The sequence below is a fragment of the Erwinia wuhanensis genome (assembly GCF_030484085.1).
In the GTDB taxonomy this organism is placed as follows: domain Bacteria; phylum Pseudomonadota; class Gammaproteobacteria; order Enterobacterales; family Enterobacteriaceae; genus Erwinia; species Erwinia aeris.
The window spans coordinates 239,468-262,946 of record NZ_JAUJUH010000007.1; the positions used below are offsets into that span (position 1 = coordinate 239,468).

23 protein-coding genes are annotated in these 23,479 nt (G+C 57.6%); 5 read left to right on the forward strand and 18 right to left on the reverse strand.

Annotated elements, in window-relative coordinates:
- Entirely contained in the window at positions 1–375 is a 375-nt protein-coding gene (gene apaG / locus QZH36_RS17230; RefSeq protein WP_125288956.1) for a Co2+/Mg2+ efflux facilitator ApaG/CorD, read from the forward strand.
- Positions 376–424: 49 nt separating this feature from the next.
- Positions 425–1,285 (forward strand): bis(5'-nucleosyl)-tetraphosphatase (symmetrical) ApaH, encoded by an 861-nt coding sequence (gene apaH, locus QZH36_RS17235; protein WP_301730727.1) that lies wholly within the window; start codon positions 425–427, stop codon positions 1,283–1,285.
- 104 nt (positions 1,286–1,389) lie between these two features.
- Here the strand turns inward: apaH and QZH36_RS17240 are convergent, their stop codons facing one another.
- Together QZH36_RS17240 and folA are read right to left on the reverse strand one after the other, a co-directional pair.
- Positions 1,390–3,279, reverse strand: coding sequence for a PhoX family protein (locus QZH36_RS17240; RefSeq protein ID WP_301730728.1), 1,890 nt, complete (start codon positions 3,277–3,279; stop codon positions 1,390–1,392).
- A gap of 97 nt (positions 3,280–3,376) precedes the next feature.
- Positions 3,377–3,859 carry a type 3 dihydrofolate reductase gene (folA, locus tag QZH36_RS17245; RefSeq protein ID WP_253455320.1) on the reverse strand — a complete coding sequence of 161 codons (483 nt, stop codon included), beginning with the start codon at positions 3,857–3,859 and terminating at the stop codon, positions 3,377–3,379.
- Positions 3,860–4,044: 185 nt separating this feature from the next.
- Here folA and QZH36_RS17250 point away from each other — a divergent pair, with 185 nt between their 5' ends.
- The gene (locus QZH36_RS17250) at positions 4,045–4,659 is read left to right on the forward strand and encodes a LysE family transporter (RefSeq protein WP_253455321.1); all 615 of its coding nucleotides are present in this window, start codon (positions 4,045–4,047) and stop codon (positions 4,657–4,659) included.
- 143 nt (positions 4,660–4,802) lie between these two features.
- On the opposite strand, the gene QZH36_RS17255 is transcribed toward QZH36_RS17250, so the two are convergent.
- The 8 genes from QZH36_RS17255 to QZH36_RS17290 form a co-directional block, all read right to left on the reverse strand.
- Positions 4,803–5,555 (reverse strand): acid phosphatase, encoded by a 753-nt coding sequence (locus tag QZH36_RS17255; protein WP_301730729.1) that lies wholly within the window; start codon positions 5,553–5,555, stop codon positions 4,803–4,805.
- Between the two features lie 170 nt (positions 5,556–5,725).
- Complete coding sequence (gene carB, locus QZH36_RS17260) at positions 5,726–8,953, reverse strand: carbamoyl-phosphate synthase large subunit (RefSeq protein ID WP_253455323.1); 3,228 nt, start codon at positions 8,951–8,953, stop codon at positions 5,726–5,728.
- 14 nt (positions 8,954–8,967) lie between these two features.
- Entirely contained in the window at positions 8,968–10,110 is a 1,143-nt protein-coding gene (gene carA / locus QZH36_RS17265) for a glutamine-hydrolyzing carbamoyl-phosphate synthase small subunit (protein ID WP_301251485.1), read from the reverse strand.
- A 455-nt stretch (positions 10,111–10,565) separates the two neighbouring features.
- The gene (gene dapB / locus QZH36_RS17270) at positions 10,566–11,381 is read right to left on the reverse strand and encodes a 4-hydroxy-tetrahydrodipicolinate reductase (RefSeq protein ID WP_301730730.1); all 816 of its coding nucleotides are present in this window, start codon (positions 11,379–11,381) and stop codon (positions 10,566–10,568) included.
- A gap of 233 nt (positions 11,382–11,614) precedes the next feature.
- Positions 11,615–11,839 carry a hypothetical protein gene (locus tag QZH36_RS17275; protein WP_301730731.1) on the reverse strand — a complete coding sequence of 75 codons (225 nt, stop codon included), beginning with the start codon at positions 11,837–11,839 and terminating at the stop codon, positions 11,615–11,617.
- 839 nt (positions 11,840–12,678) lie between these two features.
- Positions 12,679–13,221, reverse strand: coding sequence for a 1,2-dihydroxy-3-keto-5-methylthiopentene dioxygenase (locus QZH36_RS17280; RefSeq protein ID WP_253455327.1), 543 nt, complete (start codon positions 13,219–13,221; stop codon positions 12,679–12,681).
- Positions 13,218–13,904, reverse strand: a complete 687-nt coding sequence (gene mtnC, locus QZH36_RS17285) for an acireductone synthase (RefSeq protein WP_301253352.1) — start codon at positions 13,902–13,904, stop codon at positions 13,218–13,220. Before mtnC ends, QZH36_RS17280 begins: the two co-directional genes overlap by 4 nt.
- Positions 13,901–14,512, reverse strand: a complete 612-nt coding sequence (locus QZH36_RS17290) for a methylthioribulose 1-phosphate dehydratase (protein WP_301730733.1) — start codon at positions 14,510–14,512, stop codon at positions 13,901–13,903. The genes mtnC and QZH36_RS17290 overlap by 4 nt, the downstream gene beginning before the upstream one ends.
- A gap of 143 nt (positions 14,513–14,655) precedes the next feature.
- Here QZH36_RS17290 and QZH36_RS17295 point away from each other — a divergent pair, with 143 nt between their 5' ends.
- Together QZH36_RS17295 and QZH36_RS17300 are read left to right on the forward strand one after the other, a co-directional pair.
- Positions 14,656–15,816: a pyridoxal phosphate-dependent aminotransferase gene (locus tag QZH36_RS17295; protein WP_301730734.1), complete on the forward strand. Its 1,161-nt coding sequence runs from the start codon at positions 14,656–14,658 to the stop codon at positions 15,814–15,816.
- Complete coding sequence (locus tag QZH36_RS17300) at positions 15,804–16,571, forward strand: amidohydrolase (RefSeq protein WP_301730735.1); 768 nt, start codon at positions 15,804–15,806, stop codon at positions 16,569–16,571. Before QZH36_RS17295 ends, QZH36_RS17300 begins: the two co-directional genes overlap by 13 nt.
- A gap of 42 nt (positions 16,572–16,613) precedes the next feature.
- Here QZH36_RS17300 and QZH36_RS17305 read toward each other — a convergent pair whose 3' ends face one another.
- From QZH36_RS17305 to QZH36_RS17340, 8 genes are all read right to left on the reverse strand, one after another.
- Positions 16,614–17,936: a nucleobase:cation symporter-2 family protein gene (locus QZH36_RS17305; protein ID WP_301730736.1), complete on the reverse strand. Its 1,323-nt coding sequence runs from the start codon at positions 17,934–17,936 to the stop codon at positions 16,614–16,616.
- Positions 17,937–18,030: 94 nt separating this feature from the next.
- Positions 18,031–18,366 carry a hydroxyisourate hydrolase gene (gene uraH, locus QZH36_RS17310; protein WP_301730737.1) on the reverse strand — a complete coding sequence of 112 codons (336 nt, stop codon included), beginning with the start codon at positions 18,364–18,366 and terminating at the stop codon, positions 18,031–18,033.
- A 28-nt stretch (positions 18,367–18,394) separates the two neighbouring features.
- Positions 18,395–18,889: a 2-oxo-4-hydroxy-4-carboxy-5-ureidoimidazoline decarboxylase gene (gene uraD / locus QZH36_RS17315; protein ID WP_301730738.1), complete on the reverse strand. Its 495-nt coding sequence runs from the start codon at positions 18,887–18,889 to the stop codon at positions 18,395–18,397.
- Positions 18,879–20,162 (reverse strand): allantoate amidohydrolase, encoded by a 1,284-nt coding sequence (gene hpxK, locus QZH36_RS17320; RefSeq protein WP_301730739.1) that lies wholly within the window; start codon positions 20,160–20,162, stop codon positions 18,879–18,881. The genes uraD and hpxK overlap by 11 nt, the downstream gene beginning before the upstream one ends.
- Positions 20,162–21,400: a (S)-ureidoglycine--glyoxylate transaminase gene (gene pucG / locus QZH36_RS17325; RefSeq protein WP_301730740.1), complete on the reverse strand. Its 1,239-nt coding sequence runs from the start codon at positions 21,398–21,400 to the stop codon at positions 20,162–20,164. The genes hpxK and pucG overlap by 1 nt, the downstream gene beginning before the upstream one ends.
- 29 nt (positions 21,401–21,429) lie before the next feature.
- Positions 21,430–22,167 carry an amino acid ABC transporter ATP-binding protein gene (locus QZH36_RS17330; RefSeq protein ID WP_253455337.1) on the reverse strand — a complete coding sequence of 246 codons (738 nt, stop codon included), beginning with the start codon at positions 22,165–22,167 and terminating at the stop codon, positions 21,430–21,432.
- On the reverse strand, positions 22,148–22,804 hold the full coding sequence (locus tag QZH36_RS17335; RefSeq protein WP_301730741.1) for an amino acid ABC transporter permease: 657 nt from the start codon (positions 22,802–22,804) through the stop codon (positions 22,148–22,150). The genes QZH36_RS17330 and QZH36_RS17335 overlap by 20 nt, the downstream gene beginning before the upstream one ends.
- Positions 22,804–23,469 (reverse strand): amino acid ABC transporter permease, encoded by a 666-nt coding sequence (locus QZH36_RS17340; RefSeq protein WP_253455339.1) that lies wholly within the window; start codon positions 23,467–23,469, stop codon positions 22,804–22,806. The genes QZH36_RS17335 and QZH36_RS17340 overlap by 1 nt, the downstream gene beginning before the upstream one ends.
- Between the last annotated feature and the right edge of the window lie 10 nt (positions 23,470–23,479).

A 23,479-nucleotide genomic window follows, 5' to 3' on the forward strand; every position in this document is an offset into this window, starting at 1 on the left:
ATGGATACGCCCCGAGTTTGTGTGCATGTACAAAGCGCTTATATTGCGTCGCAGTCCGCGCCGGAAGAAAACCGCTACGTTTTTGCCTACACCATTACCATTCGTAATTTGGGGCGTCACGCCGTTCAACTGCTGGGCCGCTACTGGCTGATTACCAATGGCAACGGCCGCGAAACGGAAGTTCAGGGCGAAGGCGTTATCGGCGAACAGCCGCACATCGCACCCGCTGGCGAATTTCAGTACACCAGCGGCGCGGTACTGGAAACCCCTATGGGCACCATGCAGGGACACTATGAAATGATCGACAGCGAAGGCGAAGCTTTCCGCGTGGCGATCCCGGTGTTCCGGCTGGCCATCCCCAGCCACATACACTAATTCTGATTGCGATCCGGGCGCTGGTCCGGCGCTGAGGTTCGGATTGTTGATGAGCACTTACCTGATTGGCGATATTCACGGCTGCTACGATGAGCTTCGGTCACTGCTGGACCAGGTGGCTTTCGATCCTGCCCGGGACAGCCTGTGGCTGACGGGCGATCTGGTCGCGCGCGGCCCCGCTTCGCTGGAAGTCCTGCGCTACGTTCGTTCATTGGGCGATGCGGTGAAAGTGGTGCTGGGCAATCACGATCTGCATTTACTGGCCGTGTTTGCAGGTATCAGCCGCAACAAGCCAAAGGACAGGCTGACGCCGCTGCTGGAAGCGGAAGACGCCGACGATCTGATTAACTGGCTGCGCCGCCAGCCGCTGATCCAGGTCGATGAAGAGAAGAAGCTGGTGATGGCGCACGCGGGCATCACGCCACAGTGGGATTTGGCTACGGCGCAAAGCTGCGCCCGCGAGGTCGAGGCGGTGCTCTCCAGCGATACCTATCCGCTGTTTCTGGATGCGATGTATGGCGATATGCCCAACAACTGGACGCCGGAGCTGACCGGGCTGGCTCGTCTGCGCTTCAGCACCAATGCGCTAACCCGGATGCGCTTCTGCTTTCCTAACGGCCAGCTGGATATGATCTGCAAAGATACGCCCGATTCGGCGCCCGCGCCGCTAAAGCCTTGGTTTGCTATTCCGGGGCCGGTGTCGCGCGACTACACCATTGCGTTTGGTCACTGGGCTTCGCTGGAAGGAAAAGGCACGCCGGAAAATATCCTGGCGCTGGATACCGGCTGCTGCTGGGGCGGCACGCTGACGATGCTGCGCTGGGAAGATAAAACCTGGTTTACTCAGCCGTCAAAACGGTTGTCAAACGAACATGAGACCGCTATAACGGCGCCGTCTGCTGACTCATAAGCGTCAATTGCTTTCGCGACAGGCTTTTTGCTATCCGATAAAGAGTGAGCGCCACGCCCTTAAAGGCGTGGCTTTACTCAGCCGATAAACGTATCCGTCCGCTTTCAGGCACCCAATACGCCGCCATCCTTGCGCGTAATCATTATCACGGAAGAGCGGGGACGCGGGCTATTGTCAGGAAAGTGCGAGTCTTTCTCTTCTCCCGGATGTTGCACATTCACAAACATCGTTTTGTAGTCCGGTGTAAAAGTGATCCCGGTCAGCTCACAGGATTTGGGCCCCACCATAAAGCGACGAATTTCTCCGCTCTGCGGATCGCCCACCAGCATCTGATTGTTCCCCTGCCCTTCATAGTCGCCTTTATTACTGTATTTACCATCCGTCAGGATCCACAGGCGTCCGCCTTCATCAAAGCCCAGACCATCAGGGCTATTAAAGGTGTTCTGCTCGGTGATGTTCGGCGTACCGCGATATATGCCCTGCGGATGCGCAATTGGATTACCGCACAGCACAAAAATATCCCAGTCAAACGCTTGGGCCGTAGCGTCCCCTTTCTCATCCCAGCGAATAATCTGCCCATAAATGTTATCCGGCCGAGGATTAGCCGCGTTGATCGGCATTCCCTCATCGCCTCGCTTGCTGTTATTGGTCAGGGTGCAGTAGGCGCGGCCATCATGGGGATTAACGGCAATCCACTCAGGGCGATCCATACGTGTGGCTTTCACCACATCCGCCGCGCCGCGCGTGTTAATCAAAATATCTGCCTGGGTGCGGAAACCGTTGTCGGCGGTCAGGCCGTGCTGCCCCTGAACCAGCGCCACCCAGTGCCCGGTTCCCTTCAGCGGCGTACCGTTTCTGTCGCCGTCAAAGATGGCAACATAGAGCGTTCCCTCATCCAACAGCCTGGTATTTGCCGCCGGATTAGCGCGATCGACCTTGCCTTTGGAAACATATTTGTAGATATACTCGCCGCGTTCATCATCCCCCATATACACCACCAGCTCGCCGCTTTTCGCTACCGTAACGGCCGCGTTTTCATGCTTAAATCGGCCCAGCGCGGTGCGCTTGACCGGCACGGAATCGGGGGCGAAGGGATCGATCTCGACAATCCAGCCGTGACGATTAAATTCGTTAGGGTTTTTCGCCACATCAAAACGCGGATCGAAATCGGACCAGTTGCGCTCGGGATCGGCGGGACTCAGCGTGTAGCGCTTTTGCGCCGCCGTCAGGCTGAAATCCGCTTTTTTAGTGCCGAAATAGGTATCGAAATTTTCTTCACAGGTGAGATAAGTACCCCAGGGCGTTTTGCCGTTAGCGCAGTTGCCAAAGGTGCCGAGCACGTTCATTCCTTGCGGATCGGCTGCGGTATGCAGCGCCGCATCGCCAGCGGCAGGGCCGGAAAAACGCATTGGCGTATTGGCAGTGATGCGGCGGTTATAGCGTGAAGGACGGACAACTTCCCAGCGGTTTCCCTGGCCACGACGGACTTCCATCACCGATACGCCGTGCCCCGCCTGCGATTTTTTTACATCTTCAGCATCGTGCGCCTTGCTGTCGCCGTGAGCATAGAGATATTGCTCATTAACATATTCATTGTTAACCGCAATTAAGCCGCGATCCCGGCTTCCCTCCATGGCAAAAAAGCTCATGCCATCATTGTTATCGCCGAACTGTTTTTCCTGATCGGCTGCGCTGTTTTTTCCTTCCGCGTCAAACGCCGGGGCGCCATCGACCAGCGGATCGCCCCATGAAATCAGCACATCAGCCTGATAGCCGTCGGCAATGGCAATTTCATCCGCTGTGGAAGCCGGAATACCGTCAAAGCCCAGCAATTGACTGCCGCCCGACACGGGCTTCGCCAGCGCCAGAGAGGGAACAGAGAGACCGCCGCCAATAAAGCCTGCCAGACTCAATGCCCCGGTTCCTGCAAGGAATTTACGACGGCCAGGATTGGGCGTGACGGCTTCGTTCGGTAACGGCGATTGATTATTCATAGCGCATTGCTTCCTTTACGGTTTGTAAAATGAAGCAATGCTAGAGATATTTTGTTACACTTAGGTTACAAAATGTTCGAAAGGAATGTAAAGTTACTTACTGTCGACGGTCCAGAATTTCAAAGCAGTAGCTGTGCGTGTTTTTCTCGTCAGCGTCGTGAAATTCGCTAAAGGTCGACTGCCACTCATCCGGCTCATAGTCCGGGAAAATCGTGTCGCCTTCGACTTCCGCATCAATATGCGTCAGATACAGGCGATCCGCGCGCGGCAGCAGCTGTTCATAGACGCGCCCGCCGCCAATCACCATGATCTCTGCCACGTCGCCCGCCGCTTTCAGCGCTTCCTCAATGGAAGTGACCCAGCGCACGCCTTCCGCATCGCCCTGCTGGCTGCTGATCACAATATTCAGCCTGTCCGGCAGCGGACGGCCGATCGACTCAAAGGTGCGGCGTCCCATAATGACCGGTTTGTTCAGGGTGTGCTTTTTAAACCAGGCCAAATCGGCTGGCAGATGCCACGGCATGGCATTTTCCATCCCGATAACGCGGTCGGTCGCCATGGCTGCAATCAGGCTTATCATCTGAGAATACTCACAAGGTGTAAAATTGGCGCCATCATACGGAAAGGCGAAAGTTTCGTCGATAGCAAAACCTGGCGAATTAAGTAAAGGTTTAGCGGCGCCGTGTTATTTATTAGCGCTTCAGGCTAAAATAGCCACGGCAAACCCTTTGGGGTTTCTCTCTTCTGCTGAATTCTGAGAACACCATGTTAGAAACCAGTTTACTTATCGTCACTATTGCGACGCTGGGCATGCTTTCGCCCGGCCCCGATTTTTTTCTGATTATCAAAAATGCCGCGCGCTATCCACGCCGCGCCGCGCTGATGACGGCGCTTGGCGTTAACTGCGCCGTGGCAACGCATATGACCTATTGCGTCGCCGGGCTGGCGGTGGTGATCACCACCACGCCGTGGCTGTTTATGCTGCTGAAGTATGCCGGGGCGGCTTATCTGATCTACGTCGGCATCCAGGCGCTGCTTTCACGCGGCGGCAGCAAGATGGACCTCAGCAACGTCGCGGCGGAAAGCACCTCGTTAAAGAAAGCCTTTATGCAGGGCTACCTTTGCAATCTGCTGAATCCTAAGGCCACGCTGTTTTTCCTGTCGATGTTTACGCAGGTGCTGAACGTGCATTCCAGCCTGGGCGAGAAGATTTGGTATGCAGGCATTATTATCACGCTCTCTTCCATCTGGTGGCCGACGCTGGTGGTGCTGATCCAAAGCCCGCCCGTACGCCGTGGCCTGGCCCGCGCGCAGAAGCTGATCGACAGGCTGCTGGGCACCGTGCTGATCGCTTTCGGTATCAAAGTCGCGCTCTCCTGATTAGCGGGGGATAAGCGAAGGCCCGGTTGGCATTGTTGGCAACCGGGCCTTTTTACTTTGCGGCTTTAGCGACTATACGGCAGCAGCAATACCTACTTCCCACGCGCGGACGGGGTAAAACCACAGGGTTATTCTGCGGTGGGTTATCTGTCGAGGTTTCCGGCCAGCGTCGTCTGACGTTTAAACTCGTCCTTCGCTTTTTGTAGCTGTTGCATAAAACTTTCGTCAGCGTGCAGACGGGCCACGACAGCCCCGCCGACGATGCGGGCGGCGTTAACATCGCTCTGCCAGTGATAGCCGCAAATTACCCGGCTCTGGCCCATTTCATAGCCGCGCTTGAGGATTTCATTCTGTCTGGCGGGGTTTATTTCGGTCAGCACCAGCGCCGTAGCCCAGCCAATTGTTGTATGCCCGGAAGGATAAGCGCCGTTGGTAGACAGCTCCTGCTGCTGATCGGTGCGGCAGGTCGGTTCCTGATAAAAAGCAAAAGGACGAATGCGCATATAGCGAATTTTGGCGCTGCGGGTGGCCAAATCGCCGGCATCCTCACGCATTTTCATCACCAGCCGATAAAGCTCCGGCGTTTTACTCTTGCTGATTTCTCGTCCAAACGCGCCGGAAAAAGCCGCGGCCACGCCATCGCCTGCGACATGCGCATCTTGCCACGCCTGCTTGCCCCGGGGCGTATCGCGCAGGCTTTTGCCCAGCTCGTACTGCGCTTTGTCGTTAAGAAATTCGATGCTGTCCGTCGCGGGCGGCGGCGGCAACAGCGTCAGGCTGTCGGGGGATTGCGCCTCCTGCAGGAAATAAAAGTCAGGTTGCGTGGTAACGTCTTTCGCCGCAAAGGCCTGCGAAAAAAAGGCCATGCAGGCCAGAGCTATTAAGCGTTTTTTCATTGTTTCATCCCTGATGTTGAGTAAAAGCGCCGACGGTTCGGCAACGGGACAAGCCTATAGCATTTTTTGGCGCATCAATTTTAAAGGCGTCACAAAACGGGTTATTGGGGCGGGAACGCGGCGGAGATAAAAAAATCCCCGCCGTAGCGGGGATGGGCAGAGAAAACGCTTTAAGCCTGTTTGATCTGCGCGTGCATTTCCTGCACGGAGATCACCTGCTCAGTCGGATCGGCATTCAGCGACATAGCCGTCGCGAAACCGCCGTTCAGCGTGGTGTCATAGTGCACCTTGTACTGCAACGCGCTGCGGCGGATCAGTTTGGAATCCTCAATCGCCTGGCGTCCGGCCGTGGTGTTAACAATGTAGGCATATTCCCCGTTCTTCAGGCGATCCTGAATATGCGGGCGGCCTTCATGCACCTTGTTAACCAGACGCGGATTGATGCCCGCTTCGCCCAGCACTACCGCCGTTCCGTGGGTGGCGTCCAGCTCAAAGCCCAGCTTTTGCAGCTTAGCGGCCAGATCCACAATACGCTTTTTGTCGCCTTCGCGAACGGAGAGCAGCGCGCGGCCGCTTTTCTTCATATTGCTTTGCGCGCCCAGCATCGCTTTAGAGAAAGCTTCGGCAAAGGTGCGGCCAACGCCCATGACTTCGCCGGTGGAGCGCATTTCCGGGCCAAGGATAGGATCGACACCCTGGAATTTATTAAACGGCAGTACCACTTCCTTCACCGAATAATAAGGCGGGATCACCTCTTCCGTTACGCCCTGCTCTGCCAGCGTTTTGCCCGCCATCACGCGCGCGGCGACTTTCGCCAGCGGCACGCCGGTCGCTTTAGAGACAAACGGCACGGTACGCGCGGCGCGAGGGTTAACCTCAATCAGATAGACTTCGTTATCTTTTACCGCGAACTGCACGTTCATCAGCCCGCGCACGCAAAGCTCAAAGGCCAGTTTTTCGACCTGCTGACGCATTACGTTCTGGATCTCTTTGCTCAGCGTATAGGCCGGCAGTGAACAGGCCGAGTCGCCGGAGTGCACGCCAGCCTGCTCGATATGTTCCATGATGCCGCCTATCAGCACGCGCTCGCCGTCGCAGATGGCGTCAACGTCCACTTCAACCGCGTCGTCCAGGAAGCGATCCAGCAGCACCGGTGCATCGTTGGAAACGGAAACCGCCGTCTGGAAATAGCGCTTCAGGTCAATTTCGTCATAGACGATTTCCATTGCCCGGCCGCCCAGCACGTAAGAAGGACGCACCACCAGCGGATAGCCGATAGCCACCGCTTTTTCCACCGCCTGCTCCAGCGCCGTGACCGTTGCGTTGGCCGGCTGCTTCAGGCCCAGGCGGTCCACCGCCTGTTGAAAACGCTCGCGGTCTTCGGCACGGTCAATCGCATCCGGGCTGGTGCCGATAACCGGCACGCCTGCGGCTTCCAGCGCGCGCGCCAGCTTCAGCGGCGTCTGGCCGCCGTACTGCACGATCACGCCTTTTGGCTTCTCGATGCGCACAATTTCCAGCACGTCTTCCAGCGTGACCGGCTCAAAGTAGAGGCGGTCAGAGGTATCGTAATCGGTAGAGACGGTTTCCGGGTTGCAGTTAACCATAATGGTTTCATAGCCGTCTTCACGCAGCGCCAGCGCGGCGTGCACGCAGCAGTAGTCAAACTCAATGCCCTGACCGATACGGTTTGGCCCGCCGCCCAGCACCATGATCTTGTCGCGATCCTGGTTGGGATTGGCTTCGCACTCTTCTTCATAGGTGGAGTACATATAGGCGGTATCGGTAGAGAACTCCGCCGCACAGGTATCCACGCGCTTGTAAACCGGGTGCAGATTATACTGCTGACGCAGCTTGCGCACTTCTGATTCCGCCACACCAGCCAGCACGGCCAGGCGCGCGTCGGCAAAGCCTTTACGCTTCAGGGTACGCAGGAAATCGGCGGTCAGGCCGTTGATGCCTTCGCGGGCAACCTGCTCTTCCAGCCGCACCAGCTCTTCGATCTGCACCAGGAACCAGCGGTCAATATTGGTCAGATTGAAGACGCCGTCCACGGACATGCCCGCGCGGAACGCATCGGCCACATACCAGATACGGTCACAGCCGGCATCTTTCAGCTCGCGGCGAATGGTGGTCAGCGCTTCCGCATCGTTCAGGTCAACTTTCGGGTCGAAACCGTGCGCGCCTACTTCCAGGCCGCGCAGTGCTTTCTGCATTGATTCCTGCAAGGTGCGGCCAATCGCCATCACTTCGCCCACGGACTTCATCTGCGTGGTCAGACGATCGTTGGTGCCCGCAAACTTTTCAAAGTTGAAGCGAGGGATTTTGGTGACGACATAGTCGATGGAAGGCTCAAACGAGGCCGGCGTGCGGCCGCCGGTGATATCGTTCATCAGCTCGTCCAGCGTATAGCCGACGGCCAGCTTGGCGGCGATTTTCGCAATCGGGAAGCCGGTCGCTTTGGAAGCCAGCGCCGAAGAGCGGGAAACGCGCGGGTTCATTTCGATAATGATCAGACGACCGTTTTCCGGGTTCACCGAGAACTGCACGTTGGAGCCGCCGGTTTCCACGCCGATTTCACGCAGTACCGCCATCGAGGCGTTACGCATGATCTGGTACTCTTTGTCGGTCAGCGTCTGCGCAGGCGCTACGGTGATGGAGTCGCCGGTATGGATGCCCATCGCGTCAAAGTTTTCAATGGAGCAGACAATGATGCAGTTGTCGTTTTTGTCACGCACCACTTCCATTTCATACTCTTTCCAGCCGATCAGCGATTCATCAATCAGCAGCTCGTTGGTTGGCGACAGATCCAGGCCGCGCTCGCAAATCTCTTCAAATTCTTCGCGGTTGTAAGCGATACCGCCGCCGCTGCCGCCCATAGTAAAGGAGGGACGGATAATGCATGGGAAGCCAACATCTTCAGCAACTTTCAGCGCTTCTTCCATATTATGGGCGATACCGGAACGTGCGGTTTCAAGGCCGATTTTCTTCATCGCCTTATCGAAACGCTGGCGGTCTTCCGCTTTATCAATTGCATCCGCCGTCGCGCCAATCATGGTGACGTTGAACTCTTCCAGCACGCCCTGACGCTCCAGCTCCAGCGCGCAGTTCAGCGCGGTCTGGCCGCCCATGGTCGGCAGCACGGCATCCGGACGCTCTTTCTCAATAATTTTGCGCACCACTTCCCAGTGAATCGGTTCGATGTAGGTGGCATCGGCCATTTCCGGGTCGGTCATGATGGTCGCCGGGTTGGAGTTCACCAGGATAACGCGGTAGCCCTCTTCGCGCAGCGCTTTACAGGCCTGCGCGCCAGAGTAGTCAAATTCACAGGCCTGGCCGATAACGATCGGACCCGCGCCCAGGATCAGGATACTTTTTATGTCGGTACGTTTTGGCATGCTTTCGCTCCTGATTATTTATTTGAACGGTAGGCTTCGATCAGTTCGATAAAGTGATCGAACAGCGGTGCGGCGTCGTGTGGGCCAGGGCTGGCTTCGGGATGGCCCTGGAAACTGAACGCCGGCTTATCCGTGCGGTGAATGCCCTGCACCGTGTGGTCAAACAGCGAGGTATGGGTAATACGCAGGTTCGCTGGCAGGTTGTTGTTGTCTACGGCAAAACCGTGGTTTTGCGCGGTGATCATCACGGTATTGTTGTCGTGATCTTTCACCGGATGGTTGCCGCCGTGGTGGCCCAGCTTCATCTTCACCGTTTTCACATCGCTGGCCAGCGCCAGCAGCTGATGGCCCAGGCAGATGCCGAATACCGGGATCTCCGTTTCCAGGAAAGTCTTAATCGCGGCGATAGCGTAGTCGCAGGGTTCCGGATCGCCAGGGCCGTTAGAGAGGAAGATCCCGTCCGGGTTCATCTTCATTACCTCTTCCGCAGGCGTTTGCGCCGGGACAACCGTCAGGCGACAGCCGCGATCCACCAGCATCCGCAGGATATTTCGCTTCACGCCGTAATCGTAGGCCACCACGTGGAAAGGCAGCTCCTCTTCTTTCTTCGGTGCAGGCAGGCCATCCAGCGTCCAGCTGCCCTGTAGCCACTTGTAGGTTTCTTGCGTAGTGACTTCCTTCGCCAGATCCATGCCCTTCAGGCCTGGAAAAGCTTTTGCTTTTTGCAGCGCCAGCTCGGCATCCGGCGCGTCGCCTGCGATGATGCAGCCGTTCTGCGCGCCTTTTTCACGCAGCAGACGGGTCAGCTTACGCGTGTCGATATCGGCAATGGCGACAATATTCAGACGCTTCAGGTAAGCGGAAAGCCCCTCTTCATTACGGAAGTTGCTGGCGATCAACGGCAGGTCGCGGATAACCAGGCCTTCAGCATGAACCTGGGCGGATTCTTCATCGGCGATATTGGTGCCGACATTGCCGATATGAGGATAAGTGAGAGTAACAATCTGGCGGGAATAGGAAGGATCAGTGAGGATTTCTTGATAACCGGTCATTGAAGTGTTGAAAACAACTTCACCCACTGCCGTTCCTGTTGCCCCGATGGCCCGACCGTGGAATTGGGTTCCGTCTTCCAGAACCAATAGCGCTGACTTAATCAAAACATCCTCCAGAGAATAAACAGTCACATTATTTGCATATTAATTCAGGATACACCTTTAAATCAATGCAAAACCTGCCTGCCTGCTCGATTTTTGGCAAATTGCGCGCATTCTAATGATCGCCCCGGCTGATGTCTACCCTGAAGCGGAGTTTTTCATTGTTTTTTGTGCCACTGGCGTAAAAAGATGATGATAGCCACCAAAAACAGCAACTATCGTGGTGATAAAAACGGTTGCCTGACGAAATGAATGGGAAAAATCCAGATAGCCCGAAAAATAGTGGACCAAATGGTCAAAATTAACAAATCAACCCTGTAAAAATGCAGAAAAACACCTAAAAACAACTTTTTGTTAAAAATACCATCTAAATATTATTTATATGCACAAATAAAAAAAGGGCAGCAAAACTACCCAATTAAAACAGCAACTTAAAAAAATATCCAGACTCGTACTTATCAATTATTATCAATATTAAGCACATTCCTCATATCAAAAAGACCTTCTTTACTCGCAAAAACCCAGGATGCAGCACGAACAGCGCCTTTTGCAAAGGTCATACGACTTGAAGCCTTGTGCGTTATCTCTATACGCTCGCCAATATCCGCAAACATCGCGGTATGCTCGCCGACGATATCGCCTGCCCGCACGGTAGCAAAACCAATGGTTTGTGGCTTACGTTCGCCGGTGTGCCCTTCCCGACTATAGACCCCATGCTCTTTAAGATCCCAGTCCATGGCGTCCGCTATCGCTTCGCCCATCGCCAGCGCGGTGCCGGAAGGCGCATCAACCTTATGGCGATGGTGCGCTTCGATAATTTCGATGTCCGCATAATCGCCCATCACCTGCGCGGCCTGCTCCAGCAGCTTCAGCACCAGATTGACGCCCACGCTGAAGTTGGCGGCAAAAACGATGGCTATCTCTTGCGCAGCCGCGCCGATCGCCGCCTTACCGGCCTCGTCAAAGCCGGTGGTGCCGATGACCATCGCTTTTTTGTGCTGACGACAAAACGCCAGATATTCCAGCGTGCCTTCGGGACGGGTAAAGTCGATCAGGACATCAAACTCATCGGCAACCAGCCGATCGCTGACCTTCACGCCCAGCGTACCGGTTCCGGCCAGCTCGCCCGCGTCAATGCCGACCAAAGAAGAGCCGTTACGCACCAGCGCGGCCCCCACGCAAACGCCTTCCGCTTCGTGAGCGGCCTGAATTAACTGACGCCCCATGCGTCCCGCTGCGCCAACAATAGCCAGACGGACCTGTGCCTCATTCATAATGTTTCCCTTAAGTCTGTGCATACAAAACGAAGACAGGTTAACGACACCTTAAGCGCCGCGCCACTAAAAAACACAGGACAGCGCGCGTCTGGCAAAGCTTTCAGGCGGACGGAGAACCGGAAGTGCCGTGTAACAAACTGACGGAAGGCAAACTGGCCCGGACGCCGCGTTATAGCAGCGCCCGCAGGTTAAAATGACGGCATCATTTTATGGGACATGAAAGATCGTGACTACAGGGGGGGTTCTGGTGCTATTGTTGGTGCTGGTGTTGTTGGTGCTGGTGTTGGTGGTGTTGGTGCCCCTGAACACAGATAGTTCATCAATACCAGCCCGCCCAGCAAAAAGAAACCTACTTTGAACAGGTTGGCGGTTAACGCCAGGTTGGCCTGACTGAGATCGCATAAAAAGCTTCCGCCGCTGACGCGGGTGGCTTCTGTTCGGGTTATTTCTCTCATTTTAATTTCCTTTTAAAATTGAGCGGTGCCACACAGAAATAGCAGCGTGAGGCACGACTTATCACCTGAAAATAGTATATCCCCTTCTGACAGAGCAAAATCATACTACGTCTGATAAAACATTCCCGTCAAAATAAATATGCACCCTGCAGTAAAAAAAATAAAAAAAAGGCAAGATTCATTAATAATCAGAAAATAACCAATCAAAAGAGGCTTAAACATGGTAATTTCACGTCACTACATGAAAAATCGAGAAAGGAAGTGTTTAAAGCGCCCCATCAGAACGAATACAACTTTCAGCCCCGCTTAACTGCAAACCCTGACTGCAAACCCTGACTGCAAACCCTGACTGCAAACCCTGACCGCAAACCCTGACCGCAAACCCTGACCGCAAACCCTGACCGCAAACCCTGACCGCAAACCCTGACCGCAAACCCTGACCGCAAACCCTGACCGCAAACCCTGACTGCAAACCCTGACATTAAGCATTAAATTTTAAATATTAAAGATCAATATTTTAAGATGAAAACCAAAAATCTTTATTATCGCTTTATCTACCAGACTTCCCCGGCCATTAATTAGCATTATAATATTTCAGTTATATATTTAAATATTTAAAAGACCTTCCAAAACCACTGCATTAATTATTTCCAGCAGAAGCACATAAGAAACGAAAAGAACTACTTTTAAAGCACCATTGAAAACAGGTGGCCCAGTTGCTAATGAGTAACTGTCTTATTTTATTGGCGCTCCGGTTACCTGATTGAGATAAACCCGGGCGGCCAGTCTGTCCGCCCGTTTTGTAAAACGGCCATTTTCATCATGGCTCAGAGATTTGCTTACGGCAGTCGCGGATAGGCATCAGCAATCCTGTCGCCGGTAAAATTCGCAATCCAGCCTTCCTGATTGTCGAAAATACGGATAGCGGTAAAGTGCGGTGACGATCCCATATCAAACCAGTGCGGCGTTCCCGCAGGCACGGAGATCAGATCGTTCTTTTCACACAGGATTTGATAAATATGCCCGTCCAGATGCAGGCAGAACAGCCCCGCCCCCTCCACGAAGAACCGCACTTCGTCCTCGCCATGCGTATGTTCGGAAAGAAACTTTTCCCGCAGCGTCTCTTTCTGCGGATTGTCCGCGCGCATACTGATTACGTCCCAGCTCTGGTAGCCTTTTTCCGCGACCAGCCGATCGATAGCGTGCTGATAAGCGTTTATAACCGTTTCCGGCTGCGGATCCACGCCTAAATCGCGATCCGCCTGCCAGCGCTCAAAACGCACGTTTTTGCCACTCAGTTTCTGACGGATCGCTTCTTCATCGGTACTTTGCCAGATCGGCGTTTTCGCTTCGCTGTCGGTAAAAATGGTCAGTGCGCTCATACAAACGACTCCAGAGTAAGGTGATCGAACCGGTTGACCTGAGGATGACGGCTGACGTCATCCGCTTCATCGCGAATTAGCTGCACGGTATGCCAGCCCGCTTCCCGGGCGGCGTCCAGCTCCTGACGAATATCGGATAAAAACAGCAGCTCGCCCGGTGCCAGCCCGATATCTGCGGCAATATTGCGGTAAGAGTCCGTTTCGCGCTTGGCCCCGACGTGCGTATCGAAATAGCCGCTGAACAACGAGGTAATATCACCCTCGTCGCTGTAGCCAAATAACAATTTCTGCGCAGCTACCGAGCCGGATGAATAAACATACAGCCCAATGCCAGCCTGGTGCCAGGCTTTCAGCGCGGGCAGCACGTCCGGATAGAGATGGCCGGTAAAGCTGCCGTTAAGATAGCCGTCGCGCCAGATCATGCCCTGTAACGCTTTCAGCGCGGTGGATTTGCGGTCTTCATCCATAAAACCGAACAGCACGGTGATTAAATCCTCTACCGTGGCCTGCGGCTGCGCGATTTCATCACGCAGATCGCTCAGCGCCTGCGCCACCTCTTCCCGGTGCTGAAAAGCGGCAATAAAGGCCGCCAGATTTTCGCGCGCATACGGGAAAAGCACGTTGTGTACGAAGCGAATATCGCTGGTGGTGCCTTCAATATCGGTGACAATAGCGCGGATCATTGGGCCTCCAGAAGCCGACGTTGTAATTCACACTGGAAAAGGAACTCCAGCCCTTCAAGATGGCGACGCGCTTCGTTCACGTCTCTGCCCCAGCAGGTCAGGCCGTGGCCGCGCAGCAGGAAACCGTAGCGCAGCGGATGGCCTTCCGCGTACTGCTCAATACGTTTCGCCAGCGCCTCAATATCCTGATCGTTATCGAACAGCGCAATAGCCACCTCTTCCAGATGCGAGCTTTGTCCGGCCAGCGTTTTCTGCATTTCATAGCCTTGCAATACTAATGCGGCGCGTTTCTCAACTCTTGAGAGTACGGTCGCGTTCACCGTATGAACGTGCAGTACGGCACCCGCTTCGGGAAACAGACGATAGATTAGCGTATGCAGGCCCGTTTCTGCGGAAGGCCTGCGGCCGGAAGGCGCATGGTTAGTGGCGATGGCGACCTGAATAAAGTCCTCGCGGGTTAGCGAACCTTTGTCTTTGCCGGATTCGCTCAGCAGGCAAAACTCGCTGTCCTGCCGCACCGACATATTGCCGCCGGTGGCGGGCGCCCAGCCTTTGGCACCGATCCAGTGGCAGGCCGCCACCAGCCGATCTAATTGCGATGTTGTCATAACCTTCCTTTTCAACCGCTAAGCACGGCATATTCTTATCGTTTAGACGTCTAAGCGTCTTGATTGCCAAATATTAGCACTGACGTTATAGTGGCAGCAACGGGCTAAAACATATCCATAGCGTTCCGCAAGGGTGACTAATCATGAGCCAGACGCCGATTAAGCCTGAGAGCAAACTCCCCGCTCTGGGCACCACTATTTTTTCGCAAATGAGCGCGCTGGCGCAGCAGCATAACGCCATTAATCTTTCTCAGGGCTTCCCGGATTTCGACGGCCCGGACTATCTGAAAGCGCGCCTGGCGCATCACGTCAGCGCTGGCGCCAACCAGTATGCGCCGATGACCGGCGTGCAGCCGCTGCGGCAGGCGATTGCGGCTAAAACGGCGGAGCTTTACGGGCATAAACCCGACGTCGACAGCGAAATCACGGTGACGGCAGGCGCGACCGAAGCGCTGTATGCCGCCATTACCGCGCTGGTGCGGCCGGGCGATGAGGTGATCTGTTTCGATCCCAGCTACGACAGCTATGCGCCAGCGGTGACGCTGGCTGGCGGCGTGATGAAGCGCATCGCTTTGCAGCCGCCGGCTTTTCGCGTCGACTGGCAGGAATTTACCGCGCTGCTGTCGCCTCGTACCCGTCTGGTTATCCTCAATACGCCACACAATCCTTCCGCTACCGTCTGGCAAAAAAGCGATTTTGCCTCGCTGTGGCAGGCGGTGAAAGCACAGGAAATCTATGTGCTGAGCGACGAGGTTTACGAGCATATCTGCTTTGCCAAAGAGGGCCACGCCAGCGTGCTCGCCCATCCGCAGCTGCGTGAGCGCGCTATTGCCGTTTCCTCGTTTGGCAAAACCTTTCATATGACCGGCTGGAAGGTCGGTTACTGCGTGGCGCCGCCAGCCTTAACGGCGGAAGTGCGCAAGGTGCATCAGTATCTGACCTTTGCCGTCAACACCCCCGCACAGCTGGCATTGGCCGATATGCTGAACGCCGAACCAGAGCACTACCGCGAGCTGCCGGCGTTTTATCGTGCCCGCCGTGACCGTTTTGTACAGGCGCTGGCGAAAAGTCGCCTGAAAATCCTGCCGTGTGAAGGCACCTACTTTCTGCTGGCCGACTACAGCGCCGTTTCCGATTTGGATGACGTCGCCTTTTGCCAGTGGCTGACCAAAGAAGCGGGCGTGGCGGCGATCCCGCTGTCGGTTTTCTGCGCCGGGCCTTTCCCTCATAAACTCATCCGTCTGTGCTTTGCCAAACAGGAAGCCACGCTGGATGCGGCAGCGGAGCGGCTATGTCAGCTTTAAACCTGAGCGTGCTACAGCAGCCGCTGGTCTGGATGGACGGCGAGGCCAACATGCGTTTCTTTGACGCGCTGTTAGCCGGATTAACGGGCCGCGATCTGATTGTGCTGCCGGAAATGTTTACCACCGGCTTTGCGATGGAGGCGGCGAAAAGCTCGCTGCCGGAAGCGCGCGTGGTGAGCTGGCTACAGGAGAAAGCCCGCGCGGCTGATGCCATGATCGGCGGCAGCGTCGCCGTTCAGACGCCCGCGGGCGCGGTCAATCGCTTCCTGCTGGCGGAGCCGGACGGCACGGTACATCGCTATGACAAGCGTCATCTGTTCCGCATGGCTGGCGAGCACCAGCATTATCTGGCGGGCGAAAAGCGGGAAATCATAGCGTTTCGCGGCTGGCGCATTCTGCCGCAGATTTGCTATGACCTGCGCTTTCCGGTGTTTTCCCGCAGCCGCAACGATTACGATCTGGCGCTGTATGTCGCCAACTGGCCGGCAGCGCGTGCGGCGCACTGGCAGGCATTGCTGCTGGCGCGGGCGATTGAAAATCAGGCTTACGTAGCCGGTTGCAATCGCACCGGCCATGATGCCAACGGCCATAGCTACAGCGGCGACAGCCGGATTATCAGCCCGCAGGGCGAAATACTGGCGGCTGGCGAACCGCATCAGCCAGCGGTACTGAGCGCCGAGCTGTCGCTGGATTCGCTGCGTGAATACCGGGAGCGTTTTCCGGCCTGGCGCGATGCGGACGAGTTTAGTTTATAAGCCGTTGCTGCCCGGCATCGCATAGCCTGCTGGCTGAATGCTTCAGCCCGATCGGCTTTCCTGCACGCTTACCGTTCCTTTAACGCTGTTAAACATAATATTCAGCAGCACGGCTACAACACAGGCGGCGCTGATGCCGGAATGGAAAATCGTTCTGACCCAGTCAGGGAAGCGGTCGTAAAAGGTCGGCATCACGATGGGGATCATGCCAAACGCAATGGCCGTCGCCACCACCACCAGGTTCATATTCTCTTTGTAATCGACCTTTGCCAGCGTGCGGATACCGGATGCCGCGACGGTGCCGAACAATACCACGCCCGCGCCGCCCAGCACCGGAGCGGGAACGGCCGCGACTATCCGGCCCAGCACGGGCAGACAGCCAAGCAGCACCAGGATCGCGCCGCCCGCCGCCACTACATAGCGGCTTTTGATGCCGGTAATAGCGACCAGACCAATGTTCTGGGCGAAGGCGCTCTGCGGAAAGGAGTTAAACAGCGGCGCGAGCGCGCTGGTCAGCATATCGGCCCGCAGCCCGCTGGCGATGCGTTTACCGTCAACCTCCGTACCGACAATGTCGCCGATAGCGATCAGCCCGGCAGTGGTTTCGGTAAGCAGCACCAGCACGATCAGCGTCATCGACAGGATGGCCGCCACGTCGAAAACCGGCAGTCCAAAGCTGAGGATGCCGGGCAGCGCCACCACGTCGCCATGCAGCACGCCCGAAAACTGCGTTTTACCGCCTGCCACAGCAAACAGCGTGCCCAACACCATAGCCGCCAGCACGGCCAGCCTTTTTATCGCGGCGTTGCCTACGCGATGAAACAGCAGCACCATCCCCAGCGTCAGCGCGGCCAGCCCGATATTGCCCGGCGAGCCCCATTCCGGCGCATGTGGATTGCCGCCCATCGCCCAGCGGGCGGCGACCGGCATCAGCGACAGGCCGATCACCGTAATCACGGTGCCGGTCACCACCGGAGGAAAAAAGCGGATGATATGGGCAAACAAAGGAGCAATAAGCAGACCAATCAGCGAAGAGGCGATCACCGCGCCGAACACCACCGGCAAGCCGCCGCCGCTGGTCACTAACGTCACCATGGTCGCCACGCCCGCGAAAGAGACGCCCTGCACCAGCGGCAGACGTGAGCCGAAACCGGGCACGCCCAGCGCCTGGAGCAGCGTGGCGCAGCCGCTGACAAACAGCGCCGCCGTCACCAGCATCCCCAGTTCGGCGGCGTGCAGCCCGGCGGCCGAGCCGATAATCAACGGCGGCGCGATAATGCCGCCGTACATCGTCAAGACATGCTGCAATCCCCAGGCAAAAGATTTGCCTGCCGGGTAACGCGTATCTTCTGGCCTGGCGCTCATGTTTACCCCTCACTGCTGCACTCGCCGCAAAGGCGGTGCTGGTTATTAATCTCTCCCCAACATCATTCAGGCTGCGGCCCGAAGGATAAAAGGATCAGCTGCCGCGATAGGTAGACCACGACCACGGCGAAATCAGGAAAGGCAGGTGATAGTGGCTGCCCGCTTCCGGCAGCACGAAATCGATTTGGGCGCTGACGTAGAGCGCGTCGCGGCCGTCGGCGGCAAAATAGTCGCCGATCTCAGCAATTAAGCGGTAATGGCCCGGCGCCAGCGACTCGGGCGTTAAGTCTGTGATGCGGCCATCCGCATCGGTATCGCCCTGCGCCACCGGCAGCCAGCCCTGACTGCTGTTCTGCTCCAGCGAAACGGCGACGCCAATCGCCGGTTTGCCCAGCGCGGTATCCAGAATATGCGTGGTGATGGTGCTCATTGAACTCTCCTGTGCAAATGTAGCTGGGTTAGCGAAACGTCTCTTTTAAACGCAGCAGAGTGATTTCCCGTAGCTGATCCAGCGCTTCCTGCTGCTCCTGTTGCGGGTCGTTGGCGAGGCGTCGATGCAGTTCGGCCAGCATCTCTCCGGCGCTTCGCCCTTTAGCGCGGATTAAAAACACCCGGCCAAAGCGCTGTTCGTAAGCGGCGTTTCCTGCCCGTAGCGCCTCTTTCAGCGCGGCATCCGCCTCCTTAACGCTGCCCTGCTCGCCGCTGGAAAGCGCGGCCTCTTTGTCGCTGCCCTGCGCCTTTTCACCGATGCGTGGATGCGCGGAAAGCGCCTTGTCCAGCGCCTGACCGTCCCAGCCGCTCGCCAGCTGCTCGCCGGTTTGCAGCAGCTCGTCCAACGACGCGAAAGGGCGTGCGGATACCACTTCTTCCACCCAGCTTGCCAGCGCGACGCAGTGGGCGATGTGCTTTCTGGCCTCGGCGACCGGGGCCTGATTAAACTGTTCAGGCGACACGCTGACCTCCTGTGCTGTCTGCTGACAGCGCTATCTCGCTCACCGCTTTCGTCCAGGCGCGAACCGCCAGCGCCACGTCTTCCACCCTGACCGATTCCGCCGGATGGTGGCTGATGCCGCGATCGCAGCGGACAAACAACATGCCGACCGGCCAGCGCTCCGCCATGGCAATGGCGTCGTGGCCCGCGCCGCTGGGCAGCGAAAGCGAGCGGCCCTGCACCGCCGTTACCGCCTGGCTCAGCGCCGCCTGAAGCTTTTCGTCACAGCGCGTCGCCGGGATCTGGTAATACTCTTCGGCGCTGAAGCTTAAGCCGCGCCGCAGCGCTATCGCTTCCGCCTGGGTCAGCAGCGCCGACAGCAGTTCAGCCAGCGCCCGATCTTCCGGCCCCCGCACGTCCAGGCTCAGCGCCACCTCGCCGGGGATCACGTTGACCGCGCCGGGCTGGCACTGCAGCGTCCCCACCGTTGCCACCAGCTGCGGGCCGTGCTTTGCCGCAGCCTGTTCGATAAACACCATCCATTCCGCTGCCGCCGCCAGCGCGTCTTTACGATGCGTCATCGGCACCGTGCCCGCATGGCCCGCCTCACCGACAAACCGGCAGTTCAGGCGGCGTGCGCCGTTGATCGCCGTGACCACGCCCAGCGCCAGGTCTTCCTGCTCCAGGCACGGCCCCTGCTCTATGTGCAGCTCCAGATAGGCGACGATATCTTTTACCTCACGCGCCGCCTCGCCAATCGCCTGCGCATCCAGCCCGACGTCGGCCATCGCCTGCGCCACGGTGATGCTGTTGCCGTCGGGATGGCTGACCCAGCTTTCCGGCCAGCTTCCGGTCAGGCCGCGACTGCCCAGCAGCGTGATGCCGAAGCGCGTTCCCTCTTCGTCGCCAAAGCCGACGATTTCCACCGCCAGCGGCAGCCGCAGATTTTGCCGGTGCAGCGCCTGCACGGCTTCAATCGCGGTCAGCACGCCGAGCATCCCGTCGTAGCGGCCCGCGTTGCGCACGGTATCCAGATGCGATCCCAGCAGCACCGCAGGGGCATCGGGCTGCTGCCCTTCATAGCGTCCGCAGATATTGCCGACGCTGTCCTGCCAGACGCGCATTCCCGCCGCCGCCATCCATTCCCCTACCAGCCGGTTGGCCTGGAGGTGTTCAGGCGACAGATAGACGCGGGTGAGCGCGTCCGCCGTTTCGCTGATTTCCGCCAGGCGATCGCAGCGCGCCATCACCCTGGCCGCCGCCTGCTGCGCCTCTGCAAGATTGAGTGGCTCCATCAGCGGCTCCCGACGGCGTAACGATCCCAGGCCGCCTGCATCGCCGCGCCCTGAGGCGTTTTATAACCCAGCCAGGTCAGCACCGATTCCAGCGCGCTCAGCGTCTGCATCACGCAGTCTTTACGGGCGTTATAGCCCATGGTGCCGATGCGCCAGACCTTGCCGTGCAGCGGGCCGAACGAGGTGCCGATTTCAATGCCGAAGTCCTCAAGCATCAGCTTGCGCACCTGGTCACCGTTAATGCCCTGCGGGATGACCACGCCCAGCACGTTGTTCATTTTGTGTTGCAGGTCGCCGAAGGTTTCCAGCCCCATGCCCTGAATGCCTTTCAGCAGCGCGTCGCCGTGCAGCTCGTGGCGGGCGATGCCGTTATCCAGGCCCTCCTGCATAATCAGCCGCGCGCATTCACGCGCGCCGAACAGCGCCGACGTCGCTTCGGTGTGGTGGTTCAGCCGCTCCGGCCCCCAGTAATCCATGATCATCCCCAGATCGAAATAGTTGGAGTAGATCATCTCGTCGTCGCCATCCTGATGCGCCGCCGTGCGGATCCCTTCCTCTACGCATTTGCGTTTGCGGATCGCGGCTTCCATTTCCGGACTTAGCGTGATCGGCGAGGTGCCGGACGGGCCGCCGAGGCATTTCTGCATTCCGGCGGAGACCGCGTCCAGACCCCAGGCGTCGGTTTCCAGCGCGTTGCCGGCCAGCGAGGCCGTGGCGTCGGTATAGAACAGCACGCCATATTTTTTACAGATGCCGCCCAGATCGGCCAGCGGTTGCAGCATGGTGGTGGAGGTATCGCCCTGCACGGTCAGCAGCAGACGAGGGCGCACGGTTTTGATCGCGTCTTCGATGCGATCCGGCGTGAAGACTTCGCCCCACGGCACTTCGATGGTGTGCACTTCCGCGCGGCAGCGGCGGGCGATCTCGCACAGCAGATGGCCAAAGCGGCCAAAAACGGGCACCAGCACCTTATCGCCGGGGCGGATCGCCGACAGCAGAATAGCCTCGATGCCCGCGCGGGAGGTGCCGTCAACCAACAGCGTCCAGCGGTTCTGCGTGCGAAACACGCCGCGATACAGTTCCATCACCTCGTTCATATAGTGCGTCATGGCCGGATCGTACTGCCCGAGCAACTGGCTGGACATGGCGCGCAAGACGCGAGGATCGGCGTTAATTGGCCCAGGCCCCATCAACAGGCGCTGCGGCGGATTAATTTGCGGATAGCGGGTTACATCCATTTCGTTTCCTTCTCTTGCAGATCCGGTGCTCAGCTCAGGCCGCGCACCGATGAGATAAACTGTTTCAGCTCCGCCGTCTGCGGGCTGGCGAACACGCTTTTGCTGTCGCCCTGCTCCCAGACGCGGCCCTGATGCATAAACACCACGCGGTCGCCCACTTCCCGGGCAAAATTCATTTCGTGCGTGACTAAAATCAGCGTCATGCCTTCGCGGGCCAGCTGCTCAAGCACCTTCAGCACTTCACCCACCAGCTCCGGATCGAGCGCCGAGGTGATTTCATCGCACAGTAACACTTTGGGCGTCATCGCCAGCGCCCGCGCAATCGCCACGCGCTGCTGCTGGCCGCCGGAAAGGCTGGACGGGTAGTAATCCATGCGCTCACCGAGGCCGACCTTCTCCAGCATTTGCGCCGCCAGCGCCCGGCATTCCACCTCTTTCTTTTTCAGCACGCGCCTGGGCGCCAGCATGACGTTTTCCAGCGCCGTCATATGCGGAAACAGGTTGAAGTTCTGAAACACCATGCCGACGGAGCGGCTGATTTCCCGCGCCTGCGAATCGCGATCGGTAATGGTCATGCCGCCCAGCTTGATGCTGCCTTCCTGATAGCCTTCCAGCCCGTTGATGCAGCGCAGCAGCGTGCTTTTCCCCGAGCCGCTGCGGCCGATAATCGAGATGACCTCGCCCATATCAATGTCCAGATCCACGCCTTTCAGCACGTGGTTGGCGCCGTAATATTTCTGTACCTGATTAATGGTGATGAGCGGCATTGAATTTTTTCTCCAGGTACTGGCTGTAGCGCGACAGCGGATAGCAGATCAGGAAGTAGCCCAGCGCCACCAACCCGAAAACTTTAAAAGGTTGGTAGGTCACGTTATTCAGGATGGTGCCCGCCTTGGTCAGCTCGACAAAGCCGATAATCGACGCCAGCGCGGTGCCTTTGACCACCTGTACGGCAAAGCCCACGGTCGGCGCGATGCCGATACGCAGCGCCTGCGGCAGCACCACGCGATACAGCGTCTGGCCTTTGGCAAGCCCCAGGCAGCGCGACGCCTCCCACTGCCCTTTCGGCAACGCGTTGATGCTGCCCACCCAGATATCGATCAGAAAGGCGCTGGTATAGAGCGTCAGCGCCAGCGAGGCGGCCGTCCACGGCGAGACGTCGATGCCGAACAGCGCCACGCCGAAAAACGCCAGGAACAGCTGCATCAGCAGCGGCGTGCCCTGAAAAAGCTCGATATAGGCGCTGATAACCCGGTTAGGCCAGCGGCGGCGCGTCAGGCGCACCATCACCAGCGGCATCGCCACCAGCGTGCCGCCGAAGAACGCAGTCAGCGACAGCAGCAGCGTCCAGCGCGCCGCCAGCAGTAAATTGCGCAGAATGTCCCAGTCGGTAAATGTCGTCATCAGGCCGTTCCTCCCAGCCATTTACGTCCGGCCGCCAGCAGCAGCTGACGCATGGCGATCGACAGCGCCAGATAAATCAGTGTGGTGACCAGATAGACCTCAAAACTTAAAAAGGTGCGTGACTGGATCAGGTTGGCGGCAAAGGTCAGCTCTTCATACGAAACCTGCGAGACCACGGACGATCCCAGCATCACAATGATGCACTGGCTGACCAGCGCCGGATAAATGCGCTTTAAAGAAGGCGGCAAAACCACGCGCAGGAAAGTCTGCGACCGCGTCAGGCCCAGTACCCGGCCCGCTTCCCACTGGCCTTTCGGCGTGACCTGGATCCCGGCGCGGATAATTTCCGTGCTGTAGGCGCCCAGGTTGATCAGCATCGCCAGCAGCGCCGCTTCGCCAGCGGTCAGCTTCAGCCCCAGGTTCGGCAGGCCAAACACGATAAAGAACAGCTGCACCACAAACGGCGTGTTGCGGATCAGCTCAACGTAGCAGCCCCACAGGCGGCTGAGCGCCGAAGGCCGTCCGCTACGCAGCGCCGCGCCCAGAATACCGAGCGCCACGCCGCCCGCCGTCGCCATCACCGTCAGCTGAATAGTGATCCAGAGTCCGGCCAGCAGCTGCGGCCAGTAAGGCAGCAGCGCCGGAAAGTCGAGTTGCTCCGTCATCGGCCGGCCC